The sequence below is a fragment of the Clostridium sp. UBA2485 genome, from assembly GCF_002341865.1.
Taxonomy (GTDB): Bacteria; Bacillota; Clostridia; order Clostridiales; family Clostridiaceae; genus Clostridium_J.
Genome location: NZ_DDOV01000116.1, coordinates 55,515 through 70,698 on the forward strand (window position 1 = coordinate 55,515; position 15,184 = coordinate 70,698).

A 15,184-nucleotide genomic window follows, 5' to 3' on the forward strand; every position below is an offset into this window, starting at 1 on the left:
TTAATTAAAACTATTTAAACTAATGGAGAATTGAGAATGAAAATTGATAATTATGGTTGAAATTAATTTCTTAAAATAGTTTTTTAATAAAATCCAATGTGATCGCTTTTAAAAAATTACTTTAAATTTCTCTCATAAAGAAGAAATAACGATAATTCTTCATTGTCAATTCTCAATTTCCAATTATTTAAGTATCTTTTCTATATCCTTTAGCACTTCATCATTAGGATCAAGTTTTTTGGCTATATCAAAATGAATCTTAGCTTGAACGTTATCCCCTATATTTAAATAACACATTATCAAATTTGTACATATTTCTACTGACTTTGTAACTTCAAAAGCACTTCTAAAGTACTTTATAGCTACTTCATAATTTCCTAAACATGCATAATTAATTCCAAACTCATTTACAACCTCTACGTAATCACTACTTATAGCTATTGAATCGTTTAAATAATATATTGCTTTTTCATAGTTCTCAAGTACTCTATAAGCTATTGCTATATAGTAATATATTTCTGCACTATCTCCCAATTGTTCTAATAGTGATAATAATATTTCCAAGGCTTCTTTTGGAGATTCATACACCATCTCTTTCGCTTTATCATAGCTTGTAACCATCTCTAATGATGCTTTAAATTCTATTACATCATCAGTCTTTTCTCCACCTAATACAATGTATTGATTAATAGAAAACAATGCCTCTTCTAACTCTTTATTATCTCTTTTAATAATAGCTTCATATAGATATGGAGTGGCAAAATCTGATATCTTTTTTGCATCTTCTATTAAATTTAGTTCTTCTTCTTTAAATAATGAGTTTTTCTTTCTTATTTCATCTACTAACAATAAGGCCTTACTATAATTATCCTTTGTACTTTCTATGGATATAAGACCTCTTATTAATACATATGCATCCTCATACTTTTCTTCTTTAATATCTCTAAATATTATACTTTTTATAAGCTTTAAGCTATCTGGAATGTTTTTTATCAAACTTTCATAGGTCTTATTAGATTTAAAATTCCTATCGCTACCTAATACATAAAACATACCTTCTATAAATAAATTTATAGGTATATCTTTAAGGCTATCCCCAACTTTAGTTTTTTCTACAATTGCTTCACTTCTCACTGGTAAATAAGTATTCTCTTCAAAAGTAAAATTATTGATTTTACTTCCTTCTTTTATCTCTAAAAATAATACTTTAGATAATTTTTCTAATAAATAACTCTCTATACTCATAATCCACCATCCTAATAAACATATTAGTAATATAGAAACAAATTAAAATAATTATATTTGTTTCATTAAATCTCAGTATTTAAATATTATATCAAATTTAATATAACTTTTAAAATATTTAAATATTGGGAATTTCTATTATTATCTGTATTTGGCTGGCATAAAGCCTTAAAATCTATTGCATTTAACATATTATTGTCTTATAATTAATTTGTTTTAAATGAAATCGAAGGAATAATAAGATTTAATCTTATAACACAAGGAAATTATTGTAGAAAGAAGGGATACTGCATTGTATAAGTTAAACCAAAATGAAACTCCATTATTTGATGCCTTAATGGAGTATGTTAACAGAGACACTTTACCTTTTCACGTACCAGGCCATAAAAAAGGTGTAGGTGTTGATAAAGAGTTTAAAGATTTTATGGGTGAAAATCCTTTTAAAATTGATGTTACAGTATTTAAACTAGTGGATAGTTATCATCATCCAACCGGCCCAATAAAAAAAGCTCAAGAGCTTGCTGCTGATGCTTATGGTTCTGATGCTTGTTTTTTCTCTGTTCACGGAACTTCAGGAGCAATTCAAGCTATGATACTTTCAGTAGTAGGAGCTGGAGATAAAATTATTATTCCTAGAAATGTACATAAGTCAATTACAGGAGGAATAATTTTAGCTGGTGCTATTCCAGTGTACATGCAACCAGAATTAGATAAAAAATTAGGTATAGCAAATGGAGTTTCTCCTGAAACTGTTGAAAATACATTAAAAGAAAATCCAGACGCTAAAGCGGTTTTAATAATAAATCCAACCTATTATGGTGTTGCTACAGATATAAAGAAAATAGCTGATATTGTTCACTCTTATGACATACCACTTATTGTGGATGAAGCACATGGTCCTCATCTAAATTTCAATGAAAATCTTCCAGTTTCCGCTATGGAAGCAGGAGCAGATATCTGTGCTCAAAGTACACATAAGATAATAGGTGCATTAACTCAAAGTTCATTATTACAAGTTCGTTCAAAACGTGTTAGTATTCCAAGAGTTAAACAAGTCCTTAACTTAATGCACACAACATCGCCATCATATATCTTAATGGCATCTTTAGATACAGCAAGAAGACAAATTGCACTAGAAGGTAAAGAATTATTAGATAAAACAATTGAATTATGTAATTATGTACGCGAAGAAATCAATAAAATTCCTGGCTTCTACTGTTTTGGAGAAGAAATATTAGGTAAGCCTGGTGCCTATGCCTTTGATCCAACAAAGATTACTATAACTTGTAGAGATTTAGGGATAACAGGATACGATCTTGATATGATTTTATCAAATAAATATCATATTCAAATGGAATTATCCGACTTATACAATGTTCTAATAGTTGGTTCTTTTGGAGATACAATGGATGGTATGGAAAGACTATTTAAAGCATTGAGAGAAATAAGTGCTGAATATTACGGAAAAGGAAGTAAAAAGGCTGACTTTATAGATATCCCTGAAATTCCAGAACAAATACAAATACCAAATGAGGCCTTTAATAGCGTAAAAACTTCTGTTAAACTTTCAAGCAGCGTAGGAATGATAAGTGGCGAATTCCTAATGGCATATCCTCCAGGAATACCAGTACTATGTCCAGGAGAAAAAATAACTCAAGAAATAGTTGATTACGTACAAAAACTTAAAGATACAGGATTATATGTTCAAGGTACAGAAGACCCTGAAGTTGAATATATAAGAGTTGTTAAAGAAGAAGATGCAGTTTATATAGATGTTACTTAATAAGATTAAGACTTTATTATAGTAAAATTAATTTTACGGAATATTTATTAGCCCCTAGCAGATTGTTGCTAGGGGCTAATTTAAAATAAAATATATGTTATAAAGAAAATAGCATTTTAAGAAGACGTATAAAATTGTCTATTTTCTTATATGTTGCATTTTTTCTTCTGCTACTCTTTTTCCAGCATTGTCAACTAATTTTATGTATTGATTATAATTCATGCCTACCACATTACCATAAGCCCTTAATAGGTTTTGGTAATATCCCATAGTGTAATGAACTTTCATCAGATGTTCTGTATGCTTAGTATTAAATAAAAATTTAGAGTTTCTTCTTCTCTTCTCTGCTTTTCTTTTAATATCACTATAAAACTCTGCTCCTTTACCTATCAGAAGTATTTTCTCATAGTTTACAGCTAGAGCATCTCTATAATAAGGTTGAAGAACTTCTATCATTATTTCATTAAAGTACTCATGCTTAAGTTTTTGTTCTTCTATAGCATCTTTTAAGATTTTTAATTTTTCATTATTCTTATTTCTAAGTGCAGGTAATTTTTGCATAATTTGAAGAACATTATCAATATTTTCTGGTTCTTTTTTCTTAATTATCTCTAGTCCAAGAATCATTTTTTCATAATCATTTTTATCTTTATTTACTTCTCCTTCACTTTGAAGTGCTGACAAAACACTTCCTGATTCCTCATTTAGATATATGTCCATATAGTAAAACAATTTACCTAATCTCTCACATAAAAATTTATCTTCAATTATATTATCATTTTCATCTATGTACATATAGCATTCTGGTTCACTACTAAATTTTTTAAAAAACTTTTTAAAAAAGACTACTTCTCTAAACAATCTATCATGAAGCATAGCAGGTTTAGAAACTTTAATATCTTCTGTAGATTTTTTATAAGGTTTTAATTTTATCATTAATTCCTTTGATGGTGCTGCATATATTGACATCTTAAACTCCTCCTGTTATGTATATAAAAATCTATGTTATAATATAAAACTCAAATTTCTATAAGTTAAAAGTTATATGTATATTATAACAAATATTTTGAAAAATCCTATAATTAATTGTATCTTAAAAGCTTCCTATGAGTAAAAATTAGAATCTATTAAAAAGAGATATACATTATAACTTTAAAAACAAATTAATTCTAAATTTCTCAGTTTTCGCTGAGAAATTTCCACAATTATGAACTCTGCATTGCGAATTCAATAGTTCTAATTATAATACTAAAAAGTATCAACTATTTTCATATATATTAATTTTAGAACTGATATATCTATATATTAGTATTATAATATCATAAAATCTCTGTAAATTTATATAATTATTTACATAACCAATATATTAATTTTTTCATATTATAAATTATATGATATAGATTGCTAGTACTAATTTTTTAAAAATATATCTTAATTATATTAAATTAAAATTAAATAAAGCATATTAAGGAAAATAACAGTGAAATATAGTCCTGTATTTTATACAAAGATATAGGTTAACATTATATTCTAGTTCTCATAGGATTCTGACCATAGAGTATAACTAAAAATAAAGGAGCATACCAACTAGTTTCTTGAATATGCCTAATCTAAACTCTTCTATTTTAAATAAAAACAAATTAATTCATAAATAAGTTTAAGGGGTACAATTATTATGAAAGAATATTTTAATTATAAAGACTCTGAGGAATATCTAGATTGTACTACTCCAAACAATCCTCCTACTTCTAAAATTAAGATTGCCTTAGGTTCAATCTATATTACTGAACCCTTTATATTATCTTTTCAATCTGGTGGAAAGTATATTCAAATCCCTTTTAATGCTTTTTTACCAGAGTCAAATGATGTGACTATAAATCTTCCAACTATAACAATAGCTCAGGAAGGTATCTACGAAATACAACTTAATATGATAGTGCTATTTCCAAGTATTGATGAGATTACTTTACTAGCTCTTTTCGCTGGTCCTCTCAATGGCACTATTAGTATAAACGGTTCTCCTATAACTGAAGGCACTTTCTTCTTTGGTCAATTATGTGCAAAATCTCTAATACGTCTACCTTTCTTAAAATCAGTTATAACAAAGTTGAATACAGGTGATAGGATTGAAATTTTAGTTACTAATTTCGTAGCTGAAGAGATTATAATTGAAAAGAGTACTCTATCAGTAGTACAACTCTCTTAATATTTTAATTGTTACAAAAGAACAAATTTTATAAATCACTTTAATATAATTTGGAAGAACTTTGTTTTATAATAATATATACTATTAAATTTAAAGCCTAGCTCTATTATAAAGAGCTAGGCTTATTAGCTTTAAGCTTCCATACCTGCTTTTAAAGCTTGCTTATTTAATTCTATTGCCTTTGATGGAACTAAACTTGAAACTACGTCTTCCCAATCTATTTCATCAAGATTTAATGCCTTTAATAATGCACCTAGTAATACTACGTTCTGTGCTTTTATATTTCCAAGGTCTTCAGCAATTTTTGCAGCATTTAAAGTCACTAAATTTTCTACTTTTTCTTTTAAAGATCCTATTACATTTTCCGGATAACTTTCAGCTCCTATTAATACTGGTACAGGATGAATTTCATAATCATTTACTACAAGGTGTCCACCCTCTTTTAAATAAGGAAGCGCTCTTAAAGCTTCACTTTTTTCAAATGCAACTATAACATCAGCTTTTCCTTTTTCAATTAATGGTGAATATACTTTTTCGCCAAACCTTACTTGAGTGGTAACACTTCCACCTCTTTGTGCCATTCCATGAACTTCAGACATCTTTACATCATAACCATGTCTTAATAATCCTTCTGATAATATTTTTGAAGCTAATATAGTACCTTGTCCACCAACACCAATAAATAATATACTTTTAACTTCCTTCATATTATTCACCAACCTTCTCTATAGCTTTAAACGGACAAACTTGCTTACATAACTCACAACCATTGCACATAGATTCATCTATTGAAACTATACCATTTTGGAATTTAAGAGCCGGGCAGCCTGTTTTTAAACACATTTTACATTTTCTACAGGTATCTTGATTTACTCTACAACTTAGATCTGCTCTTGCCTTTAATACTTCTTTTATTAATGCACAAGGTTGTTTTGTAATTATTACAAAAGGCTCTTTGCTTTTATGTGCTTCTTCCACTGCTTTCTTTGTTTCTTCTAATTTATAAGGATCAACAACTCTTATATTATCCTTCTTAACCCCACAAGCAAGTACTAAATCTTCAAGATCAATCATAGGCGCAGGATTATTTTGAAGAGTTTTTCCTGTTCCTGGATTCTCTTGATGCCCTGTCATTCCTGTAATTCTATTGTCTAAAATTACAGTTACTATTGGAGTATTATTGTAAACTGAATTTATAAGACCTGTAACTCCTGAGTGGAAGAAAGTTGAATCTCCTATAAATGAAAATACTTTTTTATCTTCTCTCTTAGCTACTATTGAAGCTCTTTCAATTCCTATTCCACCGGAAATTGAAGCGCCCATACAAATTACTGTATCAGCTACATTAAGAGGTGCATTCATACCTAGAGTATAGCAGCCTATGTCGTTTGCAGCTATTACATCTTTATATTTAGATACAGCGTAGAATATTCCTCTATGCGGACATCCAGGACATAATACTGGTGGCCTTGAAGGTGGTTTTACATCTACTGAATATTTAATCTCGTTAACGTCACCTAAAATAGCCTTTCTCACTATATCAGGACTTAATTCATCACAAACTGGTATTACTTCTTTACCTTTACAATTAATGCCTAGTACTTTAACTGCATTTTCTAAATATGGATCATTTTCTTCTACTACATATATGTTTTCCACTTTAGAGGAAAATTCTTTAATCATTTCATCTGGTAGTGGATAGCTCATTCCAATTTTTAAATATGAAACATTATCACCAAATACTTCTTTACAATACTGATAGGAAACACCACTAGTTATTATTCCTATTTTAGTATCTCCCATTTCAATTTTATTTAGCTCACAGCTATTTGAATATTTTCTTAACTTCTCTAATCTTTCTTCTACTTCATAATGTTTTAATTTAGCATGCCCTGGAGTCATTATATATTTTCTTATATTTTTTTCATAAGGTTTTACTGCAACTTCTTGTTTTTCACCTGGTTCTACAATAGTTTTAGAGTGAGAAATTCTTGTAGTAACTCTAAATAATACTAAGGTATCAAATTCTTCACTAATTTCATAAGCTTTTTTCATAAAATCTAAACATTCTTGAGAATCTGACGGCTCTAGCATTGCTACTTTAGCATGTGGAGCATAAAATCTATTATCTTGTTCATTTTGAGATGAATGCATTCCTGGATCATCTGCTGTAATTACAACAAACCCTCCATTTACACCTTCATATGCCATTGTAAATAATGGATCGGCGGCCACATTTAATCCAACATGTTTCATTGTAGTTAAAGCTCTAGCCCCTCCTATTGAAGCTCCAGCTGCAACTTCAAAACCAACTTTTTCATTTGGTGCCCACTCAGCATAAACACCTTCATAAGTTGCAAAGTTTTCTAAGATTTCTGTACTTGGCGTACCTGGATAAGCAGAAGCAACATGACAACCTGCTTCATAAGCGCCTCTTGCTATTGCCTCATTTCCAGTCATAATAACTTTATTCATATCTTCCCCTCCATATTCCCCATAATATCTGTTACGTATTTGGAATTTAACTTTTATAAAAATTAATTAAAATAATGAGTCTTTAATTAATTTACTTTAAATAAATTAATTTTTCATAATAAGTTTTATCTTTAAAATACATGAAATAACTTGTAAATTTATAATTAAACTAAGGTTGCTCCAAGAGCTATTGAGTATAATTTAGACTTAGCACTATCTGCTCTTGACACTAGCACTACAGGACATTTTGCTCCTACAATTACTCCTGCACTTTCGGCTTTTGCAAAATAAGTCAATGATTTTCCTAAGAAATTTCCTGCTTCAATACTCGGAACAAGCAATATATCTGCTTCTCCTGCTACCTCACTAACAATTCCTTTATGTGCTGCTGCCTCCTTAGAAATAGCATTATCTAAAGCTAATGGCCCATCAATTATACATCCTTTTATTTGTCCTCTTTTATTCATTGAAGCTAATGCTGCTGCATCTAATGTTGCTTGCATACTAGGGTTTACCACTTCAACTGCACAAATAACTCCTACATTTGGGTATTCTATATCCAAAGCATGGGCAATTTTTACTGCATTATTAATTATTCCAACCTTATCTTGAAGTTCTGGGTATGGCACCATTCCTCCGTCGGTTAAAAACAGTAATTTATGATAACTAGAAACATCATAGACCATAACATGAGATAATAAATTACTTGTTTTTAATCCTGCTTCCTTATTTAAAACTGCCTTTAATAAATCAGAGGTACCTAACATACCCTTCATTAAAAAATGTGCCTTCCCTGTTGAAACTAACTCTACTGATTTTGCGGCTGCTTTTTTAATATCCTTTTCATCAACAATTTCAAATCCAGTTAAATCTAAGTTACCTTCTACAGCAATTGCTTGAATTTTTTCCTTATCCCCAACTAATATAACATTAACTATATTTTCTCTAACAGCTTGTACTGCTGCTTCCAAAACAACTTTATCCTGTGCAACCGCAATTGCAAGGGTTTTTCTCTCTCCAAGCTTTGCCTTTTCAATTATTTGATCTAATTTTTTAATCATAAATTCCTCCTTAGATAACAAATTCTTTATATAGCCCCCTATTTTTTGAAGATGCCTAAATTATCTTTGGCCAACTCCATTAAAGCATATGACTTTTCAAACAAATTAATGTTGAAAAATTTTTTGCATATAATCTTTTTACAATAAAAACTTTAAAAATTATTCTTAATTTAAGTATAAAGATTTAAAATATTTTGTCAATTTTAGCAGCTAAAGTGCATATAATATTTTTTTATATCAAAAAAACGTGAATAAATCACGTTTTTCTGATAAATTTTTATATTAAAGACATTTTTGATTATATAAATAAATTTACAATATCATTGCTGCTATAGTACCAAATATCAATAGAGGTATATTATAGTGTAAGAATGTAGGTACACAGGTATCCCAAATATGATCATGCTGACCGTCTATATTTAACCCTGATGTTGGTCCAAGAGTACTATCTGATGCAGGTGAACCAGCATCCCCTAAAGCTCCTGCAACACCTATTAAAACAATTATAGCTGGCGCACTAAATCCTAAACTTACTCCTAGTGGACAGTATATAGCTGCTATAATTGGAATAGTTCCAAAAGAACTTCCTATACCCATAGTAACTAATAGACCAACTAAAAGCATCAATAGTGCTCCTAGTAATTTACTTCCTCCAACCATGCCAGCTACCGCTGCTACTAGTGCTTCAACTGCTCCAGTTTCCCTTAATACGTTCCCATATCCTGCCGCTACTAACATTACAAAACCTATGAATCCCATCATTCTAATGCCACCATCCATAAGATCATCAATTTCACTCCATTTAATTGCTCTAGTTATAAATAACACAATTAAAGCACATAATCCTCCTAATGGAAGTGATTCTGCAACAATTTGAACTACAAAAGCAGATATTGCTGCTAAAAGAGCAAACCAATGCTTTGAAGTCATTTTTATATCTTCTGCTTCTGGTACTAATTCTTGTATAGAAATATCTTTATATTCTCTTGGCCTTCTGTAAGAAATAAATATAGCTATTAATAGACCTAAAAACATTCCTAGTCCCGGAAACCACATAACTTTTGCAATCATATTATTTGTAACATTTAGCCCATTTGATATCATTTGATCTCTTATAATATTATGGAATATAAGTCCAAATCCAATAGGCAAAGTTATATATGGTGCTTTTAGTCCAAAAGTTAAAGCACACGCAACCCCTCTTCTATCAATCTTTAACTTATTCATTAACATTATCAATGAGGGAATTAAAATAGGAATAAATGCTATATGAACTGGTATTAAGTTTTGTGAGAAACAGCTTATAAGAGCTATCAATAACACAAAGACTATTTTCTTATCTTTAACTATATTAGCTATCTTCTTCGCTAATATAGTTGCTAGTCCTGTCTTATTTACTGCAACAGCTAAAGCTCCCAATAAAATATAGCTTAAAGCTGTCTCTGAGTTTCCGCCCATTCCAGCTATAAGAACCTTCATAGCTTCTGCTATAGTCATTCCTGATGATAATCCTGCAACAATTGCAGAAATTAAAATAGCTAGTATTACATTGAGCTTAAAAAGACATAGGACTATCATAACCATAACCGAAATAACCACTGGATTTAATAATATCATAATAAAAGCCCCCCCTTTAATCCGTAAATATACTTATTATTTACGGAATTTTAATATTTGAATAATTAATGTAACTAATATAAAAAATACTAAATTAGTCTTTTATGTTAATTAATTTTCTTTATCATAGTTATATGCTTATAAATGTTCTATAACCTGAGAAAATGAATTGATAATACTATGAGCAACCATACTATTTGCTATAGAGCGAGATTTCCAAGCAATTATACCTAAAACAAAAGCACCAATAAATGTCCTTATAAAAATAAATATAGGATAACTGCCTAAATAATAAATATGACCTATCATAAATATTGTTGATTGAAATATTAAAATCCATGACTCCTTCCACTTAAACTTACATAAATAACCCCAAATAAATCCTCTAAAAAGCGATTCTTCACTAATTGCCGCATAGTTGAATTGAAACAAAGCTAATGGTAATAATTGAGAAATTTTTATATCTCCTAATTTATTAATTGGTTTGAATCCAGTTATTAAAAAGCTAAATACAATCCCTAATATAATAGAAATCATTAATCCAATAATTACTTGCTTTAAGCTTTTCCTTGGTAGTAAAAATTTGTGGTTAATTAATAATATTATGGTTAATTAATAATATTAATAAAAATATCGCTATAATTAAAGTTATATAATCAAGAAAATTATATTGTAAATTATATTGCACTTGTTGAGGATTACTACTAAAAATAGTAACTAAAAAACCTATTATAGGCATTGTAGTAAATAATATCATTGAAAAAAATGTAAAATTAAATTGTGATAAATTTTTTCTTTCATATATTATCAAAATAGAAGTTAATAAATAAGTACTGTTGGTAAAAATGCTATTCATTATATCAGTATCTAAAGGTAGTATTTTAAAAATAACTGCAAATGCAAAGGAAATCTCAAAAATAATAGTAAAATTATTATGATTATTGGAATAAACTTATATGAAAGCTTATAATCGTTTATTTTAATCATAAGTCCCTCCTATTTTCATTATCTATACCTAATGAAATCATATAGTCAAACTATTGTTAATAAATTACCTAATTATATGCTTTTTATAGAGTATTATATACACATCCACACTAATTAACTAAATATTCTGATTATTATTTTTGATTTTTAAAAACATAATTCCCTACAAAATAAAACTACAATTTTTCTTATCCTTATGAAATTAAATTTAATATATTCTTATATTAACATAAAATATAATGCTTAATATACCCCATATACAGAAAATCAACAAAAAGTTCATTTTTTCTAAGGGACGGTTCATTTTATTTTTATAAAAATACCACAATCTTATCTAAAATATAATTCCAAACTGAATATAATTATGAACCGTCCCTTAGAAATGATAATCAAAATATAAATTAGAAATAATAATGTATTTTTATTACTTATTTTCATGTTATTAATTGAGATTTTCATTTTATTTTTAAGCTTGTCCTATTTTCCGTATATACAAATAGTATAAAATATTATATAAAAAATTTTATTTTAAATTACTATGCAATTTTCTGAGCATTTAAATCTACCAATTCATCTAGCATAGTTTGATAAAATTTATTTTTAATTATTAATTCTACTCCATATTTACAAAGCGCAGATACATTAGATTGCGTTATATTTTGTAGTGTCTTACATATTTCTTTTTGACTTTTACCACTAAACTGAGTTAAAAACACTACATATATAGCCTTTACCTTCCTACTTTTTCTTCTATGTTTTAATTTTAACTCTATCTGCTCAACTCCTGTTCTCTCACAAATAAAATTACTTATTTCCTTTTCCGAACAATTTCTAAGTAAAACAATTTTTTCACTTCTATATTCTGACGTATCATTTTCAAATTCCGTTTCTTTGAGTTTTTCTTCTTCTATGCTAAACATAGTATTATAATAATTCTTTCTTGCTCTTCTTTTTCTTCTACCAAAGAAACTCATTATATATTCTTCATTACAAAGATTAAATCTGTTTTTTTCTAATCCTAGATACAGTGACAGACTTGAATATGTGTACTCTTCTGGCTTTTCTTTGTATTCTTTTATATCTACCGGATTTCTATGTATATATTTAGAAACTTCTATTAAGTATGCATCGCTATTTATGGGCTTACTTTTATATCTATCTCTAAATACTGGTCCCTTATGTTTCTTGCACTTTCTAAGATATCCTCCATATCTTAAGTTAAATTTCTTCATCATTTTACCTAAATCTCCACCATTAATGTCTATTAGAAAATGAGTATGGGTATCCATTAAACAGTAAGCGTAAATCTTAAAATTTTCTTCAATTTATAGTTTTCTTAGAATTTGAAGCATTTTTTCTTTATCTTGATCATCATAAAATAAAGGCTTATCAGGAAAACTTCTAGTCATGACATGATATATTCCACTTTCACTTAATACTCTAGCTACTCTAGCCACAGGAACTCCTCCAATTAACATAGTTTTTTATAATTATTGCCATTATCTAAATCCCTAAACAAAATTGTCATAGGATAATTAGAAAACATGAATATTTTTTAATGAACCGTCCCTAATAAATAATCGATATGAATATAATAGCTAAAACATGTGGATATTTAATTATTTTGATGAACCGTCCCTAGTAAAAATCCACCTTTGGAACAATTATCTGTCCCAAAGGTGGATTTTCATTTATGTGGAATATTATTTTCTATATAGGATTCTACTATCTATGTCCTTTATGTTTTTACAACCTGTTAATACCATTGAGGATTTTAAGTCACCTTTTAGCTCTTCAATATATGTTTTTACTCCTTCTACCTTTCCACCAAAGGAAGCCGTTACAAATGGCCTTCCTATAAGTACTCCATCAGCACCAAGAGCTAACATTTTTAATACGTCTACTCCAGTTCTTACTCCACCATCTACCAGTATTTTTACTTTTCCTTTAACAGCTTTAGCTATATCCTCTAAGACCTCAGCAGTTCCTGGTGTTTGATCTAGTACTCTTCCACCATGATTTGAAACAACTATTGCATCTACTCCTGCTTCAACTGCAAGTATAGCTTCATCAGCAGTCATTATACCTTTTAATATAAATGGAAGTCTTGTACTACTTACAAGCTCTTTTATCTCTTCTACACTTTTAGGCATAACTGGCTTACCGTGTAATGCTAATGTTATAAGACCACAGGCATCAATATCCACTCCTACAGCAAAAGCTCCTGCTTCTTCTGCAAGTTTAATTTTGTTTATAATGTTTTCATTTTCCCAAGGCTTAATAAATACTATACCATTACCATTATATTTCTTTAACACCTCCAGGTTAGTCATTAGAAAAGCATCAACTGCTGTGTCTCCAACCATTGGATATATACCAGCTTGTACGCATCCATCAATAACAGAAGAAATATATTCTTCTTCTGTAAGTTTTCCACCCATGTTTAAAGTAGTTCCAGTAACTGGTGCTGCAAAAACAGGAATATCCATTTTTCTTCCGAATAGCTCTGTGCTTATATCAGGATTTTTAGCATCATGGATAACTCTCATATTTAGCTTTATATTATTTAATGCATCAAAGTTAGCTTTAAAGGAATCTCCTGTTCCCTTTCCACCCATTCCTGGCACTTCTCCAGAACATACTACCCCATTGCAAGCCTTGCATACTCTACAACTATTATTTAAATTTTCTCTTGCAACTTTTTTAACTTCATTCATATTCATAAAATACCGCTCCCATCCTTAACTATTGTATATATCAAAGAATTCTTTAAGATTTTCCTCCGTAAATACCTTTATACCATTACGTATCAAAAGTTCTGCAGTAACTCCATTGCCACTTCTTTTATTACCACTAAAAGTTCCATCATATATTGTTCCTACTCCACAAGATGGACTTCTAGCTTTTAAAATAGCATATTCTGCTCCTATAGCCTTTGCAATTTTCAAGGTTTCTTCTGCTCCTTTTGCAAACTCTTTAGTAGCATCATCGTTTTTAGGTCCTAATATTCTAGCTTTGCCATCTAAAACCATAGCACCATCACCTTGTATAATTTCATGTGGTTCTCTTGGAGTTTCCTGGCCACCTAACTGTTCTGGACAAACTGGTATCGCCTTTCCTTCTTTTAAAAGCTTTAAAACTTCTTCTCTAAGATTATTCCCACCATCGTACTTACAGTTAACGCCACAAAGACATGCACTTACTAAAACCAAAATCTCACTCCTTTCATACAAATATATAGGATTTCGTAACATATATATCAAAATAACTAGTACTTTCTAATCTTTTAATCACTGTCAATAAACAATCATAGTTATGGTTGAAATCAATTCTTATAAAATTAATTTCATCTATAATTTTTATTTCTTATTATATTATTATCTTTTATATTTACTTAATTTCTACAACAGTAACTCCTGTACCACCTTCACCATAATTTCCTAATCTAAATCCTTTTACATGAGGATGGCTTTTTAATAAGTCAGTTATTGCATTTCTAAGTACCCCTGTACCTTTTCCATGGATTATTGACACTTCATTAAGACCTGCTAAATAAACTTCGTCTAAATATTTATCAACAGTATAACTAGCTTCCTCTGAATCCATACCTCTTAAATCCACGGAAGTTGCTACATTTCTTAAGTTTAATTTTGCTTCCCTTTTTTCCATTTTCCTAATCTTTTTATCTTCAGGTGATGCCTTTGATTTTCTAAGGTCAGAAACCTTTACATTTATCTTCATTATTCCTGCTTGTACTTGAACTTCACCTTTAGAATCTACTTTGGATATAACTATAACATTTTGATTTAA

General features: G+C 29.1%; 14 protein-coding genes. 2 read left to right on the forward strand and 12 right to left on the reverse strand.

The features are described 5' to 3' along the window. Positions 1–183: 183 nt before the first annotated feature. Complete coding sequence (locus B3603_RS21530; protein WP_291568836.1) at positions 184–1,245, reverse strand: tetratricopeptide repeat protein; 1,062 nt, start codon at positions 1,243–1,245, stop codon at positions 184–186. A gap of 292 nt (positions 1,246–1,537) precedes the next feature. On the opposite strand from B3603_RS21530, the gene B3603_RS21535 reads away from it, so the two are divergent. Then, entirely contained in the window at positions 1,538–3,028 is a 1,491-nt protein-coding gene (locus B3603_RS21535; protein WP_291568838.1) for an aminotransferase class I/II-fold pyridoxal phosphate-dependent enzyme, read from the forward strand. Positions 3,029–3,166: 138 nt separating this feature from the next. Here the strand turns inward: B3603_RS21535 and B3603_RS21540 are convergent, their stop codons facing one another. After that, positions 3,167–3,997, reverse strand: a complete 831-nt coding sequence (locus tag B3603_RS21540) for a hypothetical protein (protein ID WP_291568840.1) — start codon at positions 3,995–3,997, stop codon at positions 3,167–3,169. Positions 3,998–4,703: 706 nt separating this feature from the next. Here B3603_RS21540 and B3603_RS21545 point away from each other — a divergent pair. Then, positions 4,704–5,234, forward strand: coding sequence for a hypothetical protein (locus B3603_RS21545; protein ID WP_291568842.1), 531 nt, complete (start codon positions 4,704–4,706; stop codon positions 5,232–5,234). A gap of 131 nt (positions 5,235–5,365) precedes the next feature. Here the strand turns inward: B3603_RS21545 and B3603_RS21550 are convergent, their stop codons facing one another. The 10 genes from B3603_RS21550 to B3603_RS21595 form a co-directional block, all read right to left on the reverse strand. Next, complete coding sequence (locus B3603_RS21550) at positions 5,366–5,941, reverse strand: indolepyruvate oxidoreductase subunit beta (RefSeq protein ID WP_039631174.1); 576 nt, start codon at positions 5,939–5,941, stop codon at positions 5,366–5,368. A 1-nt stretch (position 5,942) separates the two neighbouring features. Next, complete coding sequence (gene iorA, locus B3603_RS21555) at positions 5,943–7,709, reverse strand: indolepyruvate ferredoxin oxidoreductase subunit alpha (RefSeq protein WP_291568846.1); 1,767 nt, start codon at positions 7,707–7,709, stop codon at positions 5,943–5,945. Positions 7,710–7,873: 164 nt separating this feature from the next. Further along, positions 7,874–8,770 (reverse strand): phosphate butyryltransferase, encoded by an 897-nt coding sequence (locus tag B3603_RS21560; RefSeq protein ID WP_291568848.1) that lies wholly within the window; start codon positions 8,768–8,770, stop codon positions 7,874–7,876. Between the two features lie 312 nt (positions 8,771–9,082). Next, positions 9,083–10,387 carry a Na+/H+ antiporter family protein gene (locus tag B3603_RS21565; RefSeq protein ID WP_291568849.1) on the reverse strand — a complete coding sequence of 435 codons (1,305 nt, stop codon included), beginning with the start codon at positions 10,385–10,387 and terminating at the stop codon, positions 9,083–9,085. Positions 10,388–10,525: 138 nt separating this feature from the next. After that, a complete protein-coding gene (locus tag B3603_RS21570; protein WP_291568852.1) occupies positions 10,526–10,924 on the reverse strand; it encodes a CPBP family intramembrane glutamic endopeptidase in 399 nt (132 codons plus the stop codon). A gap of 986 nt (positions 10,925–11,910) precedes the next feature. Continuing rightward, positions 11,911–12,699 (reverse strand): transposase, encoded by a 789-nt coding sequence (locus B3603_RS21575; protein ID WP_349676838.1) that lies wholly within the window; start codon positions 12,697–12,699, stop codon positions 11,911–11,913. Then, positions 12,700–12,831, reverse strand: coding sequence for a hypothetical protein (locus B3603_RS21580; RefSeq protein WP_291568854.1), 132 nt, complete (start codon positions 12,829–12,831; stop codon positions 12,700–12,702). A gap of 246 nt (positions 12,832–13,077) precedes the next feature. After that, complete coding sequence (locus B3603_RS21585) at positions 13,078–14,097, reverse strand: alpha-hydroxy-acid oxidizing protein (RefSeq protein ID WP_291568856.1); 1,020 nt, start codon at positions 14,095–14,097, stop codon at positions 13,078–13,080. An 18-nt stretch (positions 14,098–14,115) separates the two neighbouring features. After that, positions 14,116–14,586: a DUF523 domain-containing protein gene (locus B3603_RS21590; protein ID WP_291568858.1), complete on the reverse strand. Its 471-nt coding sequence runs from the start codon at positions 14,584–14,586 to the stop codon at positions 14,116–14,118. A 178-nt stretch (positions 14,587–14,764) separates the two neighbouring features. Further along, a partial coding sequence (locus B3603_RS21595) for a Smr/MutS family protein (RefSeq protein ID WP_291568860.1) occupies positions 14,765–15,184 on the reverse strand: 420 nt, incomplete at its 5' end.